General features: G+C 39.8%; 18 protein-coding genes. 8 read left to right on the plus strand and 10 right to left on the minus strand.

Translation table 11 applies throughout. The features are described 5' to 3' along the window. The first annotated feature begins 302 nt into the window (after positions 1-302). Positions 303-1,211 carry a LysR family transcriptional regulator gene (locus A6755_RS15635; protein WP_063591237.1) on the plus strand — a complete coding sequence of 303 codons (909 nt, stop codon included), beginning with the start codon at positions 303-305 and terminating at the stop codon, positions 1,209-1,211. A 200-nt stretch (positions 1,212-1,411) separates the two neighbouring features. Further along, entirely contained in the window at positions 1,412-1,726 is a 315-nt protein-coding gene (locus A6755_RS15640; RefSeq protein ID WP_063591238.1) for an iron-sulfur cluster biosynthesis family protein, read from the plus strand. A gap of 235 nt (positions 1,727-1,961) precedes the next feature. Here A6755_RS15640 and sigH read toward each other — a convergent pair whose 3' ends face one another. Beyond that, positions 1,962-2,612: an RNA polymerase sporulation sigma factor SigH gene (sigH, locus tag A6755_RS15645; RefSeq protein ID WP_063591239.1), complete on the minus strand. Its 651-nt coding sequence runs from the start codon at positions 2,610-2,612 to the stop codon at positions 1,962-1,964. Positions 2,613-3,211: 599 nt separating this feature from the next. Then, complete coding sequence (locus tag A6755_RS15650; protein ID WP_063591240.1) at positions 3,212-3,715, minus strand: DinB family protein; 504 nt, start codon at positions 3,713-3,715, stop codon at positions 3,212-3,214. 422 nt (positions 3,716-4,137) lie between these two features. On the opposite strand from A6755_RS15650, the gene A6755_RS15655 reads away from it, so the two are divergent. The 5 genes from A6755_RS15655 (at position 4,138) to A6755_RS15675 (ending at position 11,762) form a co-directional block, all read left to right on the plus strand. Next, on the plus strand, positions 4,138-5,019 hold the full coding sequence (locus A6755_RS15655) for a MerR family transcriptional regulator (RefSeq protein ID WP_134402151.1): 882 nt from the start codon (positions 4,138-4,140) through the stop codon (positions 5,017-5,019). Between the two features lie 500 nt (positions 5,020-5,519). Then, a complete protein-coding gene (locus A6755_RS15660) occupies positions 5,520-6,863 on the plus strand; it encodes an APC family permease (protein ID WP_063591242.1) in 1,344 nt (447 codons plus the stop codon). 30 nt (positions 6,864-6,893) lie between these two features. Then, complete coding sequence (locus tag A6755_RS15665) at positions 6,894-8,513, plus strand: amidohydrolase (RefSeq protein WP_063592577.1); 1,620 nt, start codon at positions 6,894-6,896, stop codon at positions 8,511-8,513. A gap of 232 nt (positions 8,514-8,745) precedes the next feature. After that, positions 8,746-10,089: an APC family permease gene (locus A6755_RS15670; RefSeq protein WP_063591243.1), complete on the plus strand. Its 1,344-nt coding sequence runs from the start codon at positions 8,746-8,748 to the stop codon at positions 10,087-10,089. Between the two features lie 41 nt (positions 10,090-10,130). Beyond that, the gene (locus A6755_RS15675) at positions 10,131-11,762 is read left to right on the plus strand and encodes an amidohydrolase (RefSeq protein WP_063591244.1); all 1,632 of its coding nucleotides are present in this window, start codon (positions 10,131-10,133) and stop codon (positions 11,760-11,762) included. A gap of 615 nt (positions 11,763-12,377) precedes the next feature. Here A6755_RS15675 and cuyA read toward each other — a convergent pair. Then, entirely contained in the window at positions 12,378-13,370 is a 993-nt protein-coding gene (cuyA, locus tag A6755_RS15680; protein WP_063591245.1) for a D-cysteate sulfo-lyase, read from the minus strand. A gap of 502 nt (positions 13,371-13,872) precedes the next feature. Between cuyA and A6755_RS15685 the strand changes: the two genes are divergently transcribed. Next, positions 13,873-14,586: a GntR family transcriptional regulator gene (locus A6755_RS15685; protein WP_063591246.1), complete on the plus strand. Its 714-nt coding sequence runs from the start codon at positions 13,873-13,875 to the stop codon at positions 14,584-14,586. Between the two features lie 150 nt (positions 14,587-14,736). Here the strand turns inward: A6755_RS15685 and A6755_RS15690 are convergent, their stop codons facing one another. From A6755_RS15690 to A6755_RS15715, 7 genes are all read right to left on the minus strand, one after another. Beyond that, positions 14,737-15,366, minus strand: a complete 630-nt coding sequence (locus A6755_RS15690; protein WP_063591247.1) for a nucleotidyltransferase family protein — start codon at positions 15,364-15,366, stop codon at positions 14,737-14,739. Then, on the minus strand, positions 15,359-16,408 hold the full coding sequence (locus A6755_RS15695) for an XdhC family protein (RefSeq protein WP_063591248.1): 1,050 nt from the start codon (positions 16,406-16,408) through the stop codon (positions 15,359-15,361). Before A6755_RS15695 ends, A6755_RS15690 begins: the two co-directional genes overlap by 8 nt. Before the next feature lie 114 nt (positions 16,409-16,522). Beyond that, positions 16,523-17,797: an MFS transporter gene (locus A6755_RS15700; protein ID WP_174878724.1), complete on the minus strand. Its 1,275-nt coding sequence runs from the start codon at positions 17,795-17,797 to the stop codon at positions 16,523-16,525. Between the two features lie 141 nt (positions 17,798-17,938). Next, positions 17,939-18,925, minus strand: a complete 987-nt coding sequence (locus tag A6755_RS28130; RefSeq protein ID WP_084737810.1) for a molybdopterin cofactor-binding domain-containing protein — start codon at positions 18,923-18,925, stop codon at positions 17,939-17,941. A gap of 5 nt (positions 18,926-18,930) precedes the next feature. Then, positions 18,931-20,316 (minus strand): molybdopterin cofactor-binding domain-containing protein, encoded by a 1,386-nt coding sequence (locus tag A6755_RS28135; protein ID WP_084737813.1) that lies wholly within the window; start codon positions 20,314-20,316, stop codon positions 18,931-18,933. A 13-nt stretch (positions 20,317-20,329) separates the two neighbouring features. Beyond that, positions 20,330-20,806: a (2Fe-2S)-binding protein gene (locus A6755_RS15710; RefSeq protein WP_063591250.1), complete on the minus strand. Its 477-nt coding sequence runs from the start codon at positions 20,804-20,806 to the stop codon at positions 20,330-20,332. Beyond that, entirely contained in the window at positions 20,806-21,708 is a 903-nt protein-coding gene (locus tag A6755_RS15715) for an FAD binding domain-containing protein (protein WP_343929405.1), read from the minus strand. Before A6755_RS15715 ends, A6755_RS15710 begins: the two co-directional genes overlap by 1 nt. Positions 21,709-21,713: the final 5 nt, after the last annotated feature.

A 21,713-nucleotide genomic window follows, 5' to 3' on the forward strand; every position in this document is an offset into this window, starting at 1 on the left:
AAAGGGATATTAACTTATCTTAGTTGATTATTATGTATAACGAGTGGGTTTAAATATTTTATTTCGATCCATAAATTAATTAACTCGTTTACTCCTATAGACCAAGTCGGTTTTAACTGCAAAAAAAATGAAAAATACAGTTATATAGGTTCATAGCACGCAACAAAGGAAAATAGCTTTCCCAGCCTATACTCTTCCTAAAATAAGTTTCTCTTTATAACTTTACTGGAAGGTTCATCATTAGTAAAATATATATAATTTATTATAACTATTAAGAATATTAATAATAAGGAGAAATTTCTATGTACTATGATGCTCTAAAAACATTTGTGACCCTTGTGGAAGTCAAGAACTTTACAAAAACAGCAGAAATTCTTCTTATGTCGCAACCAAGTGTTAGTTTGCATATTAAAAAATTAGAAGAAGAGTTCCAAACCAAATTATTCCTCCGTTCTCCTAAATTTTTGAAAGTCACCTTAACGGGAGAAATTCTTTACGACCGGGCCAAGCAAATGATCACAATCTATGAACAGACCAGACAAGACATACAGGAACACGATAGGTCCATCAAGGGCGAATTAAAGATAGGTGCGAGTTTTACAATAGGAGAGTATATCCTTCCCTCTTTACTCATCGACCTGCAAGAGGAATATCCTGAACTTGAACTTCAAGTGGTAATTGGGAACACGGAAGAAATCGTTCAAGCCGTTCGGCTATACAAAGTGGATATTGGTTTAATCGAAGGTCAAACTAATGAAAAAGAGCTTTCTGTTCACCCATTCATGCAAGATGAACTATTCATTGTGTCTTCTAACAATCATGAACTTGCTAATAAAGACGATGTGGAGATCACTGATTTACATGACCAAGCATGGGTAACGAGGGAAGTTGGATCTGGTACACGAGAATACCTGAACCATGTCATACGTTCAAATGGTTTGAAAATTAAATCGATACTCACGATAAGCAGCAATCAAGGAATTAAAGAAACACTTATAAAAAACGGCTCAGGGCTGGCCCTGCTTTCCCGAAGTGTCATTGAAAGGGATGTACAAAATAAGATCATTTCTATCATTCAGGTAAAAGATGAATCCTTTAACAGGACACTTTCTTACGTCTATTCCCCAATTATGAAAGATAAAAAAAATGTAAAGACTTTTATAACTGAATTAAACAAAAAATGGCCCATGAAAACAAAGCCGATAGGATGATCATTGCAAAGAAAGCTATTCCAAAGATGGAGTTACAGACACATGGTGTTTGAACTTATTTGTGATTTTATTAAACAACATAAGCCTGATGAACGGGAATATCGGCTATATTATATCTTATGCACATTAACTTATAAACAATTGGGTATACGAATGAATAGAGGATTGTATAGATAAAAAATAATATGGGAGCGGGTTTTATGGATATTGAGATTAAAGAAGCAGCGATTGAACAACTATTAAAAGTGAATTATGAAGAGAATGAAGGGGTTCGTATCGAAGCCATTTATGTTGGGAGCTGTTCAATTTATGTGGAACATGAATTGAAAATTGATAATAAGAACGAAGATGATGAGAGATTCATAATTGCTGGAGTCCCCATATTAATTTCAAGTGAGTCTAAAAAGCATCTTCCGGATAAAGTCTTCCTCAATTACAGTGACGGACTTGGATACAAATTATATTCAGACGATGAAACATTGAGGTATAATCTCCAATTGAAGAGAGTGAATTAAAAAATGAACATAGTAAAAAGCCCATGTGTTTCAGTTGGGCTTTTTTTCTTGTTATACTCAGAGAATATTTTAACGGCATGATAACTAGAGGGATTTTATTTCCCATAGGATAGCACTGCACTAACTGCTCTATTATCAGGAAAATGCTTTAATAAGTACTTTTATCTATTCTATTAATTGTTTCAATGTTATTTTACAAATTAATAATGACCGAAAGTTTAAAGAATGATTGTTATTATTCTTCCACTCTTCTGGACTCGAGGTGCCGCTCCAGCTTCCTTTTTACCCGCTGAAGTGCATTATCGATCGTCTTTTTTTGAACATTCAGTTCCTTTGATATTTCTAAATAAGTTTTTCCTTCCAGGTACAAGTCCACAACACTGCTTTCCAACTCACTAAGGACTTCGGTTAAAATTAGCTCAATATCACAAATTTCTTCTGATTTTATTAAGATCGTGACTGGGTCATTTTGTCTCTGTTCAGGGATTAGATCAATTAGACCCTGTTCCGACTCCCCTTGATGGATAGGCATATACAATGAAACATAATTATTTAAGGGAGAATGCTTTTGACGAATCGCCGCTTTAACGGCCGTTATGATTTGTCTTGTAATGCACAGTTCCGCAAATGATCTGAAAGACGCCTTTTTGCAATTTTTATAGTCTCGAATGGCCTTATATAGCCCAATCATCCCTTCCTGAAAGACGTCTTCCTTATCTCCACCCGTTAAAAAATACTTCAATGCATTTGATTGAACGACACATCTGTATTTATTGATTAAAAAGTCCAGTGCATCCTCATCACCATTATGGATTTTCCCTACCAACATTGCATCTTCCATATGAGTATAGTTTTCCATACGTTTCTTCTCGATGATTACACTCATTTATTTTCCTCCACTCACTTAATTGAGCCCCGATATAAAGAACGCATTATTACTTCAATGTATTAAAGTGCATTCAATATTATAATATCTCAGAAATGACGATAATGATATTCGCAAATAACGACATTTTTCAACAAAATCCAGATATTTATAACTAGAAACTTTCAGTCAGCTTTAATTGATTTGGTAAAGATTTTTTCATTATAGTCGTTTTGTTTAACTCCTGATCATTGACGGATATAGTTGTGCCGGTGGTTGTGGTAATTATGGCGGGGGTACAGCATATGGCGGCTTACAAATAGCATGCTTATAATAATAATCTTAAAGAACTATTCTGCACTAATGATTTAATAGAGAGGAAAAGACCGAATCTCCCCTACCTTCATTAGCTTTAGATGGAAAAATAAGGGTTGTATTTAAAACATTATCTCTAATAAATTAGCTGATTTCATTTAAACCCTTCTTTCGCAAAATAAAAAAGCACCCTTCAAAGGATGCTAAAACATATTATTAACTCAGTCATAAAATGGAGTAGTGGATTTAATTATTCGCCAATGTCCCGGTATGTAGAAGGTCCTGACTTAAGCATTCATAAGTCCTTAAAGCGGTGGATTTTCCACACCTAAATGAATCCAATCTTCTTTTGGCGGTCCATAAACCCCAGAAGGTTTAATTCCTGCTTGACGCATCAGAACCGTAACTTGTCCGCGATGATGAACAATATGCTTGATTAGCCCCATAAGGATGGAAGCATTTGTTTCCTGTCTTCCGAACGCTTCTTGTATTTGTCCCAGGGATTCGTCTGTCCATTGTTGTTCAATAATTTTGGCTGCATGAGAACTTACATTTTTAAAAGTGATGGCAATTTCCCGGGCTGAAGATGGAACGTTTTCCGAACTTTCTATCCGGTCTATCTTTAACCCGAAATGAGCTAGATAATCTGGAATACTCGTGGTGAAATGCCACACAATTCTTCCTAAAGTGCGACCTTCAGGATAAACTTGTTGTTCTAAGGATTCATCAGTCAAACCATCCAAGACATTTTGAGTGAGTGTAGCTTCTTTATTCCATTCTTTAATAAAATCTGAAATTGAAATATACATATAATACCTCCCCTATTTCGATTGATAATTACTTAAAGTACATTATAAAACATATGTTCCCTAATTACAAATTCCTCATTAAACATGCAATAAATAATATCCATTCTAATTAGAAAACCATTGCATTTGCTTTGTACTGGACGCCTGGAAGTTTCGGTTACAAGTTTTCAAGAAAAACTGTTGAACCTCTTCTGCATTTTGATCCTTTAAGTCCAAAAAAGTATACTCATTTCAAGAGCTGAAATGGGTAACCCTGATTAAATCGAATACTGGACGTGTAAGTTTGTGACTGCAATTTTATGAATGCGGTGCTCTACAAATATTCCTGCCACTAGCTATACACAACAGGAATCGCTACTTTATAATAGGGGGAAATCATGTTATTAATATATATAAATTCAGTATTGGTTAGGAGAAAAGCCATGCAAAATAAGCTTAGTATAGGAGAAATGGCGAAGTTGCGAGGTGTAACCGTAGATACGTTGCGCCATTACGATAAAATTGGATTGCTAAAGCCTTTTCATATTGACCCCGAAACTGGCTATCGTTATTACTCCATTTCCCAGTATGAGGTTCTCGGAACGATCAAAGAGTTAAGGAGCATCGGGTTTTCCTTAGAAGAAATCAAGCAGTTTCTTACGGATCGCAATGTCAAAAAGTCGGTTCAATCACTTCAAAAATCAATGGCTAATATACAGGAAGAAATTAAGAAATTGCAAGGTATCCATAATATTTTGATGACACGATTATACAATATTGAACATTTCACAAACAGTTACAGGAATTCGGATATCGTGATAAAGCAATTTGAAGAACGGGAATACATCCAGCTAGACAGATCGGTAGCTTGGACGGATACAGAAAATCTTTATTTTGGATATTTGGAGCTCGAAAACAAGATTGGTGGGATCATCCCTGCTTTGGCCAGCAATAAATTTGGAGATTTCATCAAGAAAGAGTATTTTGATGAAATTCGTCAATCATCTGACTTTTCCGTTAATCTAAGTGACTATCAATCTCAATCATTCATTCTTGTTCAGGGTGAGGAGTCAGAGCAACCTACCAAAAAAATTGAAAAAGGGCTATTTTTATGTTCCTATTATGGAGGACTTACAAGCGAGAAAATGCTAACCCAGCTAAAAAAGCTACTCCATCATTGTGATACTCATGACTATATTATTACCGGTGACGCCTTTCGAATTATGCAGGTTGACGTTTCTCTGACCGATCAATATGATGAAGCTTATTATGAAATACAAATTCCGATTCAAGAAAAAGTAATAAGTGAACAGCCTTCGAAATGAAAGCATTATCATTTCGAAGGCTGTTTTTTTGTATCGCAACTGTTTACTCTCGTGTTAGACGAGACTTTATAATGGATTTATACATAATGAATGGAGTGATGCATTCCTAAATGAAAACAGCAAAACATTATTATGAAAAATCATTTTGTTCTAAGGAGTGATACCTTTTATTAAAAAGTGTGACATCAAAAAGACAAGGCCATGTTGTTCCTTGCATTATGCTACTCTTCTTTACCAACTCCTCTGTTCGGCCGATTGGAGGACAGGCAATTATGAAAAAATGGTTAAAAGCATTCAGTCAGAGCTCAAATTGTATCCGTTCACAAGTAGTTACTATTTATATTATGTTCTCCTTAAATGAATCCAGACAAATAACCTTTCCATTGACTGAATTTACGGAATTTTAAATTAAATAACCCGAATAATCCGCTTATTCACGATGTGCACATTAATGAATGTGTACGATCGTTAGTAAAAAAATTCACAAGGAGGATTGATTAATGGAAAATACGAATTCACCAACTCTTAAACGTACTCTTACTTTGAAGTATGTCGTCTTTTTTGGATTGGCTTTCATGGCTCCAAAAACGTTTTTCTCAACTTATGGGGTTGCTGTAGACAGCACCAGCGGGATGATGCCAACGGCTTATGCCATCGCTTTAGTTGTCATGTTATTTACAGCTTATAGCTATGCCCAATTAGTGAAAGCGTTCCCAAAAGCGGGAGCAGCATATACGTTTACGCAAAAATCTATAAGTCCACATATAGGGTTTATCGTTGGTTGGACAATCATCATTGATTATATGTTTAGCCCGATGATCAGCGCCCTAATCGTCGGAATTTCATTGAAAGCTTATTTTCCATCCATTCCAATGTTTGTTTGGATCATTTTATTTATTGTGATTATAACTTCTGTCAACATCCTTGGCATTAAATTAGCAGCGAAACTTAATACGTATATGCTTTTCTTGCAATTTTTATTGTTTGCACTATTTTTTATTTTGTCCATTAAAGGTCTTCTTGAAGGAAAAGGAACAGGGACATTATTTTCCACCGTTCCTTTTTATGATCCTGAAATTAGCGCACCGGCTCTCCTATCTGTTATCCCAATTCTTTGTTTTAGCTTCTTAGGCTTTGATGCAGTAACTACTCTTTCAGAGGAGACGAAGGATCCTACGAGAACGTTGCCAAAGGCGATCTATTTCATAACGATGATTGGCGGATTTTTATTTATCACAAGTTCTTATTTTGCACAACTAATTTTTCCGGAGTTCCATTCTTTCACTAACCCTGAATCCGCCTATTTAGAGATCGCGATGTATATCGGCGGAAACATTTTTGTGAGCTTCTTTGTGGCAGTGGGGCTAACCTCCACCACAGCTTCAGCCGTGGCATCGGGAACGAGCGCCTCTCGTATTTTGTATGCGATGGGAAGGGAAAATGTATTGCCGAAAAAAATCTTCGGCTATCTATCACCGAAATACCGGACACCTGTGTTCAATATTTTACTCATTGGCGGGATTGCATTAAGCGCCCTTTTCTTAAATCTAACAACAGCTGTATCTCTTATTAGTTTTGGTGCGTTATTTGCCTTTTTCTTTGTGAATCTTTCGGTTGTTTCTTATTATTTTTTCCAAAAGAAACAGAGCTCTTTTAAAGGAACGATTCAATATTTGATTATCCCGCTTACTGGTGCAGCACTAATTGGATTGTTTTTCATAAATCTAGATAAACATTCACTAATACTAGGTGGAACTTGGCTTCTTATCGGATTTATTTATCTATTAAACTTAACGAAAATGTTTAGGCAGCCGCCTCCTGAGCTTGCCTTTGAGGAAGCTTAATAGAGCTATAAAAGAAGGGAATGATTGATGATGAGTCAACAAGTAGCTGACGTAATTATATCAAGTAATACTGTATTTACAGGTCTTTCCGACCAACCTGAACCCGCCTCCATTGCAATTAAGGACAACAAAATTGTTGCGATTGGTACTGAGGAAGAAATTAAACACTGTGCAGGTGAGCACACGAAAATCTATCAGTTTAAAGACCAATTAATTATGCCGGGATTCCATGATTTCCACCTTCATATCATGCAAGGTGCCGTTGCCCTCAATAGTGTCAATCTCTTCGCGGCTCGCTCAGAAGATGAAGCGCTGGAAATGATTGGTGAATTCGCCGAATCAAAACCGGAAAATCAATGGGTAATCGGATTTACTTGGGATGCAGGTTATTGGGATACACAACAATTACCGACTCGACATTCATTGGATCATATTCTTCCTGACCGTCCGGCACTCATGTTTCACGCTGAAGGCCATTATGCATGGGTGAATACGAAAGCTTTGGAGATTGCTAATATTACTCGTCATTCGGAAAATCCATTCTATGGCATTATAGGAAAAGATGAAAATGGCGAACCCAATGGTATTTTATATGAAAAAGCAATGGATGCGGTTATCCGCCATGCCTTTCATTTTTCAAATTCACAAAAAAATGAAATCTTCTCCAATTTCTTGGCATACGCAGCAAGCTTAGGGGTGACTTCTGTCAATGACTTACATGGTTTAAAAACAATAGAATCACTAGATGTTTTCAAAGAATTCGAAGACAACGGTAAATTAACAACGCGGATTCATTTATGGCCTGCATTAAATGGCGATCTTGGGCACTCCAAACAATTGCGAGAGACATATCTATCGGATAAACTCCGTGTGTCGGGACTTAAACAATTTATCGATGGCGTCATTACCGCCCGTACAGCTTATCTACTCGAGCCTTATGCGGATCAACCAGAAACACGCGGTGAGACGTCTTTCCCTCCTGAAACGATCAAGAAATGGGTCGTTGATGCAGATAAAGAGGGCTTCAGCATTCGTTTTCACGCGATTGGAGATGGAGCAATCCGTCTTGCCTTAGATGCCTATGAGGAAGCGCAAAAGACAAATGGTAAACGAGATTCACGACATTCCGTCGAACACATTGAAGTTATTCATCCAGATGATATTCATCGTTTTAGTGAGCTGGGTGTTACGGTCTCAATGCAGCCAGATCACTTAGCGATGTCTGAAAGAGGTGTTTACACCGAACAAATTGGTGCTGAACGAGAAAAGTATGTCTTCTCGATTAATACTTTGCAAAAAACCGGTGCGAAACTGGCTTTTGGAACGGACTTCCCAATTGATTTTTTGAATCCGCTCCTCCAAATTTATCGTGCGGTAACGAGGATCGACAGCAGCGGAAAAACGGTATGGCATCCACATGAGTGCATCACACTTGCCGAAGCATTGAAAGCTTATACCAGTGGCCCAGCCTACGGTACATTTAGAGAGCAGGAATTAGGGACATTGGAAGTAGGTAAACTTGCTGATATTATCGTCTTGGAACGAAATCTCTTTGAAGTGCTTGTGGAAGAAATACCAGATATAAAGGTACTGTTAACAATGGTTGACGGTCAAGTAGTTTATGATTATGCCGGTTCTTTAGTAAGATAAGTAAACGATTCGGAAAAAGATGATCAACTAGCGGATGTACATCTTTGTCATCAAACGTTTACTTAATATGCAACTTATTATTTTTAGAAATTCAATACGAAAATAGACCATTCTATGGAAAATAAAAACTATAGAAAAGTTGGGCATGGAGATCGGTCTGCTTTGCAGAATCAGTATGGTATTGGAATAAAGAATGACTATGAAGCAGCCATTTAAATAGGGGGACTGATATATGAATAATTCAAACTCACCAACTCTTAAACGTTCACTTCCATTAAAATATGTTGTGTTTTTTGGTTTGGCTTTTATGGCCCCAACTACTTTGTTTTCAACATATGGAGTTGCTGTTCATAGCACGAACGGGATGATCACTACTGCTTATATCGTTGCCTTTATCGTTATGCTATTTACAGCATACAGTTATGCGCAAATGGTCAAAGCCTTTCCAAATGCGGGTGCAGCCTATACGTTTACGCAAAAATCCCTAAGTCCTCACATTGGTTTTCTCGTAGGTTGGACCATTATTTTGGATTATATGTTCAGTCCAATGATCAGTGCTCTATTGTTAGGAATTGCAATGAAAGCCTATTTCCCTATAATTCCTATGTACGTCTGGATTATTCTCTTTATCGTCACGGTTACGATTATAAATATTCTCGGTATTAAGGTAGCGGCTAAGCTTAATATGGGGCTTCTATTCTTGCAATTCGGAACACTTGCGTTATTCATCATTTTTTCAATAAAGGGGCTTTTAAATGGTCAAGGTGCAGGAACGCTCTTTTCGATCCTCCCGTTTATTGATTCAAATATAAATATGCCGGGCTTCATGTCCATAATCCCTATTTTATGCTTTTCCTTTTTAGGGTTTGATGCAGTAACAACTCTTTCTGAAGAAACGAAAAACCCGCGAAAATCCATACCTAGGGCCATTTATCTTGTAACAATCATTGGTGGATTATATTATTTTATCGGTTCGTACTTTTTACAGCTTGTCTGGCCTGACTACCAATCATTTAAAGCCCCGGAAGCAGCCTATATGGAAATTGCAATGTATATCGGGGGTAACTTTTTGATAAGTTATATGCTTGCTGAAGGAATCATGTCAAGTTTTTCATCAGCTATTGCGTCAGGGACAAGTGCTTCACGTATTTTATTTGCAATGGGACGTGAACGTGTACTTCCTGCCAAAATATTTGGATATCTTTCTCCTAAATATCGTACACCTGTCTTCAACATATTAATTATAGGAGGCGTTGCTCTAAGCGCACTTTTCTTAAGCCTTACAACTGCCGTATCTCTTATAAATTTTGGTGCATTATTCGCTTTTACTTTCGTTAATCTTTCGGTTATCGCTCACTATTATTTCCGAAAAAAGCAGCGTTCCTTAATGGGGACCATTCGGTACCTTATCATTCCGTTAATTGGTGCTTCTCTTACAGGTTTCTTTTGGATAAAGTTAGACATCTATTCGTTAATACTGGGAGGAACTTGGTTTGCGATCGGATTTGTGTACCTTCTTAACCTTACAAAAATGTTTAGACAGCCGCCTCCTGAGCTTGCCATTGAACAAGCTTAATAATAGAAGCTATTCTATAGAATTGAAAGGAATGATAGATAATGAATCAACAACTAGCTGATGTAATTATTTCAAGTAATGCTGTATTTACAGGACTTTCTGATCAACCGGAGCCCGCCTCAATTGCGATTAAGGACAATAAAATCATTGCGGTTGGTTCTGAAGAGGAGGTTAAACCTTATTCAGGCGAGAATACCAAAATCCATCAATTTGATGACCAATTAATTCTACCGGGTTTTCATGATTTCCATCTTCACATGATGGATGGGGCTGTTTCGATGAATAGTGCCAATTTATTCCCAGCCCGTTCAGAAGAAGAAGCGTTGGAAATGATTCGTGAATTTGCCGAATCGCACCCGCAAGATCCTTGGATAATCGGCGCTTCATGGGATGCAGGATATTGGGATACGCAGCAATTACCGAATCGGTCTTCATTGGACCGCATTCTCCCCGACCGTCCGGTGCTTATGTTTCACGCCGAAGGTCATTACGCATGGGTAAATTCAAAGGCACTTGAAATCGCTAATATTACCCGTCATACGGAAAACCCTTCGTATGGAATGATTGGAAAAGACGAAAATGGGGAACCTAATGGTCTTTTATACGAAAAAGCAATGGACGCGGTTATCCTCCATGCCTATGATTTTACAAAAGAACAAAAGAGAGAACTTTTCACGAATTTCCTCACTCATGCGGCTGGTTTAGGAGTAACATCCGTCCACGACTTATTCGCAATAGAAGCATTGGAAATGCTTAATGATTATGATGTTTTCAAAGAATTTGAAGACAATGGAGATTTAACTGCCCGTATTCATTTATGGCCAGCTTTAAATGGCAATCTTGAACGTGTCAAAAAATTACGAGATACGTATCAATCGGACAAACTTCGTGTGTCAGGACTTAAACAATTTATCGATGGCGTCATTACAGCCCGTACCGCTTATTTACTTGAACCTTATGCTGATCAACCGAATACACGAGGTGAATCATCGTTCCCTCCTGAAACAATCAAAAGATGGGTCGTTGATGCTGATAAAGAAGGCTTCAGCATTCGTTTTCATGCAATTGGCGACGGAGCGATTCGCCTTGCTTTAGATGCCTATGAGGAAGCGCAAAAGACAAACGGTAAACGAGATTCGCGTCATTCCGTTGAACACATTGAAGTGATCCACCCTGATGATATTCATCGTTTCAAAGAGCTAGGAGTGACCGCTTCAATGCAGCCGGATCACTTTGCGATGTCTGAAAGAGGTGTTTATACCAAGCGGATTGGTACAGAACGAGAAAAGTATGTTTTCTCGATTAATACACTGCAAGAAGCCGGAGCGAAATTGGCATTCGGAACGGACTTCCCAATCGATACCCTTGATCCACTTCTTCAAATCTATCGGGCAGTAACGAGAATCGACAGCAGCGGAAAAACGGTATGGCATCCACATGAGCGCATCACACTTGCCGAAGCATTGAAAGCTTATACAGCCGGATCAGCTTATGGTTCCTTTAGGGAGAAGGAATTGGGAACATTCGAAGTAGGAAAACTTGCTGATATCGTAGTATTAGAACGAAATCTCTTTGAAATACCAGAAGAAGAAATTCCCAATACAAAGGTAATTCTAACGATCGTGGATGGTAAAGTTGTTTTTGAACATACGAAGTCTTTAATCGAAAGATAACATTAAAAGAGGATTCTACAACTGTAGAATCCTCTTTAGACTGTAGACAAACTCAAAATCGAGTTTGTCCTTTTTTATGGCTTGTGTACAATTTGGACGTTGATTGGAACGTTGGGCACTCGCTTTCCGCGGGCGGTCCGCCCTCGGCTTTCGCCTTTGGGGCGCACTTTTCCCCCAGGAGTCTCGTACACCCGCTCCAATCAACTTTGACTTACCTTTTAGATAGAACACTTTTCCCTAGAGTCATTTTTTGTTTTAGGCTGTTTTCACATACTTTGTTGCTATTTACCAGGTAGTGAGTTGTGGTTGATTTCCCCTCCAGATGCTCGCTTTCCGCGGGGCGGGCGGTGAGCATCCTCGGCATAAACGCCTGTGAGATCTCACCTGTCCCGCTGCTCCCGCAGGAGTCTCGCACTTCCGCTCCAATCAACCTTAAATAGTTTCATTTTAAAAACATCAATCTTTACGAAAAGAGCCTTATTTTAAAATAGATCTATTAAAAACTTGGGGTGATGAGGATGCTTCCGAAACATCATTCTATTCAACGAGGTCAACTTGAAATGATTACTTTAGACCAACCAACTGGTGCCGGCGAACCAGTTGGTTCGTAAACGCTCAATTAAAGAGAGACGTATTGGCGTATAGCGATGAAGCACCGCCAGAGTGAACAAATAGAATGTTATCCTCCGGCTTAAAGGTGCCTTTTTGTATTAAATCGATGAGTCCCGCTGCCGCTTTCCCCGTATATACCGGATCCAGCAGTATCCCTTCCGTTCTTGCCATTAGCTTAACTGCTTCCACCATTTCAGGTGTTGGTAAAGCATAACCCGGGCCGACATACTCATCAAAACACGTAACAGCCTCACGAGGAAGTGAATTCGGAATGCCGATATGTGTTAAAGTTTCCTTAACAAGCTGAAAAACTTTCTCTTCTTGTTCAGCTTTCCCTCTGCTTACGTTTATTCCAATTACCGATACTCCACTGTGATTTCCATGAAATCCTGCCACCAAACCAGCATGCATTCCTCCACTGCCGCTTACACAAATAACTGCTTTCAAATCAATTCCTTGCTCAAAGGACTGGGCCAAGATCTCCTGAGCACATGCAACGTATCCCGTCGCACCAATGACATTGGATCCCCCAACCGGGATGATGTAAGGTTGATGTCCTTTCTCTGTCACCTCTTTAGCCACTTTTTGCATTTCTTGCATTAAGTCAGCTCCATTAGGCACTACTTTGATTTGTTCAGCGCCTAATAAATGGTAGAGAAAATAGTTACCGTTAAAATCAGGTTCAGAATTTGAAAGGCCCTCTTCCAACACAAGGATGCATTTCATTTTCTCTTTAACCGCAGCAGCTAGTGTCAAGCGGCAATGATTTGATTGAATGCCTCCACATGTAATCAATGTATCCGCGCCTTTATCCAATGCATCGGCAACAAGGAATTCCAGTTTCCTTGTTTTATTTCCGCCTGCCGTCAGACCAAGCATATCGTCTCGTTTAACGTAAATGGATGGGCCCCCAAGAACTTCAGAAAAATGATCCAGCCTCTCAACTGGTGTATATGTCGGTGTATATCGTTTCCTGGGAAATTGTGCTAAGTTCATTAATAACTCCTCCTGCTTCCTCTATGTATATTAAAAGCAAAGAAAATATCAATCTGATATTCTCTTTCGTTTAAAATAAGCTTCGAATTCAATCATAGCATCTTTATGTAATCGAGCAACATGAATCTCCCTTCTAGCATGGTTATCGTAAAAAAGAATTTTCATATACATCATTCGTCAGGGCAAAATGATATCAAAACCTACTATTAGTGCTTCCGCTTATTCTATGACCACCTTTTTCCCCAAAAAGTATCAGGCAGTTTCCCAGTTACAGCATATATCAGGGCTACCTGGAATTTTTCATCTTGCCAATAAGGTCCGATTGCCTTGTGAGCGTCTATGGTTATAATTGTTTCATAGTTCAAATAATCAACGTTTTTATGAACTAAAAGCTCATTGAAATGTATAAACAATCAAAAGTCTGAAGCAGAGAATGACTTCAATCGTTTTTTAAGATAAAATAAATATACTTGTATATAATTGGATTTTAGAAAGGAGCACCATGGAAACCAATCACTATCAATATATTACAGAACAAATAGAACATTATTCTTCTAAGCCCTTAAGGGAAGCTATATTTTTTGTTATTAAAAATGCGATCATTGAAGGGATATTTTTGCCCGGAGACCGTTTAACGGAAGATGATATCGCCCAGCAATTCAATTGTAGCCGTACACCGGTTCGCGAAGCATTGAGGAAATTGGAACAGGAAAATTTGCTTCAGGTGAAACCTGGAATAGGGATGGTCATTTCCAATGTGGATATTGAACTTTTGCATCAAGAATTGGAAATTAGGAAAATGCTCGAAAACCATTCTATACAAAAAGCTTGTGAAGGTATTACGGAAGAGGAATTAAAAAAACTGGAATGGGCAACGGATAAACTGCAACAAGCAATAAATAATAATGACCGAATAGCGGCAAGTCGTGCAAACATTGAATTTCACCGCTTATTATATTCCTACTCGAGGAATACCTTTCTCCAAAAGACTACAGATTCATTATGGCTTTCTTTTCGAATTTCCTTTTTATCGGCCCGTAATGAGGATGTTTCAATGGTTGATAAATCTTGGTATGAAGAACGAAACAACGAGCACTTACAGTTAATCCAGGCCATTCGTGACAAAGATGTTGAAAAAGCAATAAAGGTCAATACAATCCATATCCAAAAAAACTATGATTATTATCTTGATTACATAAAACGTGTATCACAATAAAATCAAATAAAAGGGAGCCTGATTGCGAGTATTCAGTCCGCAATTGTAGGAACCCTTTTTAAATCTTCAGGCAGCATTTCGAACAATTCGGGGTTTTTCGGCCTTCTCTCTTTTTTTTGACGTTCCGCTCGATATTCAGACCAGGATTACTCATTTGGATTCAATGTTTTGCATTGAATCCAAATGAAGTTTCACTTTATGGATGTCTTCAGGCGTATCAATGTCAAACCCCCACATTGAATTGTCAAAAGAAACGGTCTTAGTAACCGCATCATATTTTTTAATGATGCTTTTACCCCCTTGATCACCTTTTATTGAATGAAATTCATTGAGTATCGAGGCATCCACTAATATCGGATGTCCTACCCTTCCTTTATATTTTGGTCGGACGATTCGTACTCCTTCCTCTTTACACTCTAAATATTTTTCTATTAAAGCTCGTATGACCTCAAGGGAAGTAAGGGGCTGATCCGCAAGGAAGATCATGACTGCATCCACATGTTCTTTTATGGATTGAACTCCAAGTTTTAGAGAGGTGGACATTCCATCTATATAATTCGGATTATGAATAATCTTCAATTCTGGATAATCTTCACTTTGTTGCCGGATTTCTTCTATATATTCACCGGCAACCAAATGGATGGGCTGCATGGAACTGCCAAGGATAGAATCAATGACATGCAGAAATAGAGGTTTGCCCGCCAAAGGAAGTAACAGTTTAGGTTCTCCCATTCGAATCGACATGCCTGCCGCAAGTATGATCACGCCTATTTTAGGCATGAATTTTCACTTTTCCATGCAAGGGTGCAGGAATCCTTCCATTTCTAACCGACATCAATTCCGACACAATACTTAGTGCAACTTCTTCCATCGTTTCAGCACCGATATCCAAACCAATTGGTGAGTGGATCGGACCGCTGTTGAAGTCTTCTCCGATTGTATCAAGCATTTCCGTTGTACGGGAGATTGGGCCAAGCACCCCAATATATCTTGGGTCACTTTTCAAAGCCACTTGTAAGGTCTTCTCATCCAAGGACTGGATATGATTCATGACTACCCACCATGATCCAGTATATTCAGAAGGGTCAATTTCTTCTGGGTATTTTTGTAAATTATGAACTGAAGGGAACAAACAATCATTATTGAAATCCTTACGTGAATCCAATACCGTCACGGAAAACCCAGCTTTGGCTGCCAATTCGGCAACTGGAACAGCATCCCTTCCAGCTCCGGCAATAATCAAGTGCTCGCTTGGTTTTATAGCATCAATTAGATATCGTTTTCCCTCCAGGTTCATCAATTCCGCTCGAGTTTGTGTATCTATTACCATCCTTGCTTTTTCAACGACTTCAGATGGCACACTTCCATGATTTCCAATGAGGTTACCATGTTTATCCACGATTAGACCTTTACCGGAGGATACATCCAATATCATGGTGAATTTCTGACCTTTCTGGATAATTTGATTTGTCATCATCCAGAATTCGTCATCTGGCTCAATAGGTAGGATAGATATATCCAATTTACCTTTGCATCCTATTCCCAACCCCCAAATTTCATTCTCGCTCAAGTCATATTGGTGTGTAACGCAAGTGTTAGTCTCCATAGCCTTTTCCGCCCAGCCATATAAATCACTTTCCAAACATCCGCCACTTATCGTACCAAACATATGACCGTCCGTTGCCATCATCATTTTTGCACCTGGAAGTCTGTATGCTGAACCCTTTACACCTATCTGCATGACCATGGCTGCTTTTTCGTGCCGCTCCCATGCGGATCTTATATTTTCCAACACGTCTTTTAATTCTTGTAACCTTGACACTCCTTAACCCCCTTCTGGTATTCACATATGTGGAAGAAGAAAAAGGGAGACAAATAGAAAATGCCCTATTTGTCTCTCCCCCATCATTCATTTTCAACGATTTAAATCAGAACACTAATATCCTTTTCTGACTAAGAAAACACTTAAGAAAAGGGAGAGGGCAACAAAACATAAAAGGGCAATGAACCCGCCATTATATGAACCGCTCATTTGACTGAATAAACCGACAACCATGGGCCCAAGAGCTGCAATTAAATACGATACACAGCCGAAAACCCCACTGATGCTCCCCATAACCTCAGGTGAAGCGACACGGTGAAGCATGGTCATGGTCAGGGCAGCTGGCATGAACAAAAGACCTATCAATAAAATGCTCAAGACGGCCGCAACTGTGCTGTTAGTAGTGAAGAGTGAGAAGAGCATGAAAACGATGATAAGCCCGCATGCACCGCCTACAAAGATCGCCCTCTTCATGAATCGATCGGAGAGAAACCCAGCCACCATTTGTACAACAATGGCTAATGCGAATCCACCGGCATTTATAACAGCGGAATTTACAAAAGCTATCCCTTTTTCTTCAGTCAAATAACTTGGTAAAAATGTGGAAATCCCATAATAGGCAATGGAAATGCAAGAATATACAATCGTTAAAGTCCAGAACATCGGACTCGCAAGAACCGCTTTTACATTGCCTTTACTTGCGGTTGTGGTTTTCCCCGCTTTTTTATTACTTTGAATATAATTCAATTCCATTGAATTAACCGCGTAATGCTTCGCCGGATTATCCCTTGTCATGATTACAAATAAAATCAAACATACGACAGATAATGCCGCAAGAATAAAGTAGCTTTCCCTCCAGCCATAAGCGGAGGCTATTATCGCTATTAACGGAAGCCCCAGAACTGGTCCTATCGCATTTCCGTTATACCAAGTTGTCTGTGCCTTTGCTTGTTCATTCTGCGGGAACCAGCTTGAAGTTAATTTCAATGCCATTGGATACAGAACTCCTTCACCGATTCCCAATATCGCCCTGGACCATAAAATCCCTCCGATGGAATCGGCCATTCCACCTAAAACCATCGCAAAAGCCCACAAAGCAATCCCGATGAAACCGCTGCGCAGTGCACCTATCTTATCGATGATGAAGCCCCAAGCCAATTGACCAAAAGCATAAGTCACTAAAAATATGCTGCTGAGTGTTCCTTTCACTAAGTTACCATCAATGCCCAAGTCAGTCAGAAAAGGCTTGTTGGCTAGCAAAATATTAATGTTTGCCTTATCCATCATGGAAACAGTGAAAAGAACAAGCAAAGGAAAAGCCGTGAAGAGCCAACGGGCATTCGTCATTTTGCCTGATGAATCATGTAGTTGTGGATTTAAATTATTCAAAATATCAGCCCCTATTATCATGAAATGTCCAAATCAGTGTAATCCCCTATTTACACTTCCATTTTCATGCTCGTCTGTTCTTCTGTCATGGCATAGGGCATTATCCATCAACAATGAATTCTAAACCGCTAAATGAACTTTTTAACTTATTTCGATTTTGTGCTTTTTCGTTTCCGCTTCCTTAATCCAATTTCTGAGTTTACTTGGGCTAATGGGCAATTGATTGATCGTGATATCTAATGGTGCGAGAGCATCGACGACAGCATTCGCAATGGCTGCTGGCGGGGAAATGGCTCCGCCTTCACCCACCCCCTTGATACCAAGTGGATTTCTGGTAGAGAGGAATTCCTGGTGGGACTTTTCAACAGTCGGAATCTCCATGGCAGTAGGCAATAAATAATCCATATAAGAGCCGGTCAAAAGTTGGCCTTTCTCATCGTAAACGACTTCTTCATATAGAGCTGCACCAATCCCCTGGGCTATGCCACCTTGCACTTGACCATCAACTATCATTGGATTGATGACCTTTCCTGCGTCATGAACCACACTATAACCCTTCAACTCGGCAAAACCCGTCACCTTATCCACTTCCACGATGGCAATGTGGACGGACGATGAAAAAGTAACAGTGGGCGGAACGAAGTAATGTGTGACTTGCAGGCCTGGTTCCATTCCAACAGGCATCTTGCATCTGTTTCCTGGACGTGCCGCTCCAGCAATTTCCTTATAGGTCATACATTTTTCAGGTTCGGTCCTAACAAAGACTTTACCATTTTCCATTTGTAAGTCAGCGGCTTCAACTTCAAGCATGGTAGCTGCGACCGCCAATATTTTTCCCCTTAATTTCGCTGAAGCTATTTGAATGGCGGATCCAGCATTTACTGCACTCCGGCTTGCGTACGTTCCGGCACCAAAGGCCAAGTTCGCTGTATCCCCTACCCTTATGGTAATCTCATCTGGGCAAAGCATTAATTCATCCGCACAGATTTGGGAAAATACCGTTTCGTGACCCTGCCCCTGCGGGGATGCTCCAAGGTATGCCACAACTTGACCGGAACCATCAACTGAGACATAGGCACTTTCGAACGGACCTGCACCGGTGCCTTCTACATAAGTGGAAATGCCGATACCAACTAGCTTCCTTGCTTCTTCAACTCATTTTGCCGCTCTCTAAATCCTTCGTAATCGACCATTTTCAAACCTTGTTCCAGTGCAGCGGGATAGTCCCCGCTATCATATATCAGTTTTGCTCCATCCTTAACCAAAATCCCTTGATCATAGGGCATATCCTCCGCTTGAATCATGTTCTTTCGCATTACGTCCACTGGATCTTTTTTCAACTTTCTAGCGATCATATCGATTATTCGATCCATTACGAAAACGACCTCTGGTCTCCCTGCTCCCCGAAATGGAACATTCGGTGTTTTATTCGTTAACACAATCTGGCAAGTAACATCATAGTTTGGAATCTTATATGCTCCCCTTAGATGGTAGGCACTATTGTAGGCACAGGTTAATCCGAAATAATTGACAGCGCCGCTATCTATGATGAAATGATCTTTTATTCCCAAAATAGTTCCATCCAGATTATAAGCAACCTCAACATCATGGATTTGATCTCGTGAATGGCGGGCACTTGTCAAATGTTCCAGGCGGTCTTCAATCCACTTGACAGGTCTTTTCAATAGCTTGGATAGATATGGGACCAAGATTTCTTCAGGGTGAACCCCGCCTTTTGGTCCGAAACCACCACCTACGTCAGGTGCAGTCACCCTGATTTGCTGTTCAGCCAAATCCAATGATCTTGCAATATAAGTTCTAATTTCAAAAGGAAGTTGAGTGGAAGAATAAACATGCAATTGATCTGTACGGTTTTCATGGATGGAAACGACTCCCCTCGTTTCGAGCGGGTTGGAAGAAACTCTAGGCGTTTGGATTCTTGCTTTCAGAATATGATCTGCATCTTTAAGCGCCTGTCCAGCATTTCCAGTCGTGACATGAAAATCTGCCTGGACGTTATTCTGTAAATGCTCTTGAATCAATGGGGCACCTTTTTCCATTGACTTGAATGGGTCGACAACCACTGGAAACGTCATATATTCCACTTTTATCAAATCGGCTGCATCTTCAGCCACATACCTGTTTTCTGCAACGACGACGGCAATGGGCTGCCCGACATACATCACCTTATTCTTGGCCAGGACATCTTCATAACAATAATGGATAGTGGGATTGATCGCTTCCTCCAGATTGGCAGGCAAAGCACAATGTGATTCAAATTGGACAAGAGGCTTTATTATCCCATCTATATCCATTCCGGTGAGAATGGCATGCACCCCTTCCAATGCCTGAGCTTCGGAGATATCGATCCCCTTGATTGCAGCATGTGCATGTGTGCTGCGGACAAAGACTGCTTCAACCATATTTGCCGCTCGGATATCTCCCACGAATTGCCCTGTACCTGTAACCAAACGATAATCTTCCTTCCGCTTAACACTTTGACCAACGTATTTTGTCATGCCTGTTCCCCCCTTAATTGGACACAGTTTGGGCAGCCTGCTTCACAGCTTTAATAATATTGGAGTAACCGGTGCATCGACATAAATTTCCTGAAATGCATTTTCTTATTTCTGCTTCACAAGGGTTTGAATTTTCTTCCAGAAAACTTGAAACCGTCATTAAAAATCCTGGTGTACAAAATCCGCATTGCAAGGCATGATTATCCGAAAATGCTTGCTGTAGGTGATTAAGGTCCCCATTCTCCTGGATAAGTGACTCAACAGTCTTGACTTCACATCCATCCGCTTGAACTGCAAGCATTAAACATGAGCGGACCGGATCACCGTTAACATGGATTGTACAAGCTCCGCAAACACCATGTTCACATCCAATATGCGTTCCAGTTAGTAACAGGTTCTCCCTGATGAAATCCGATAATAGCAATCTAGCGTCTACTTCCCTGGATATATCTTGTCCGTTTACTTTTAGATTTATCTTAACTCCATCCATCACATCACCCTGCCCCCTTGTGCACGAATGGTCGCTTTCTTCAAAGCCCGGATGACCATCGTTCCAGATAGTTCCCTTCTATATTCAGCTGTACCATGGAGATCTGATTCAGGTTCTACCAGCTCCATTGTTAAATCGCTCGCCTTCTTAAAAAGTTCTTCATTCGGTTCCTTTCCAAATAAAAGTCTCTCCACATCCTCTAAAGCTGTAGGAATGGAATTAACGCCGCCAATGGCTAATTTAACCTCAGAAAAACTTCCTTCTTCACTTAAATCCACTACTGCCGCCACCTCAACCAGTCCAAAATCCCCATGCCTTCTAGCCACTTCAACAAATGCCGATCCACTAGCCGGCTTTATTATCGGGAACCGAATTTCTTTAACCAATTGATCCGGCTGTAAGGATGTTAGCATATAGGTTAGGAAGAACTCTTCAGGGCTTACTATTTCTTCGCCATTTTCATCGGCAAGAACTATTTCTCCTCTTAAAGCAGTTAGCACACATGGCAGCTCCGCAGATGGATCACCATGGGCGATGCTGCCGCCAACAGTTCCACGATTTCGAATTTGTTCATGGCCTACCCAACGGATCGCTTCTGAAAGCAATGGACACTTTTCCTTAACCAACTTGGATTTTTCTATGTCCCTGTGTTTCGTCAAAGCACCGATGACCAGTGATTCACCATCTGCATGTATATAACTCAACCCTCCAACCCTCCCTATATCAATAATGTATTTTGGCGTTGAAAGCCTCATATTCAATAATGGGATCAAACTTTGTCCTCCGGATAATACTTTCGCATCATCACCGTATTCTGATAAATAGTGGACCGCTTCTTCCAAGCTCGAAGGCCGAAGGTAATTAAACTTAGCTGGTTTGATAGGAACCCCTCCATTCGTGATTCACC

It is taken from the genome of Peribacillus frigoritolerans (assembly GCF_001636405.1).
Taxonomy (GTDB): domain Bacteria; phylum Bacillota; class Bacilli; order Bacillales; family DSM-1321; genus Peribacillus; species Peribacillus frigoritolerans.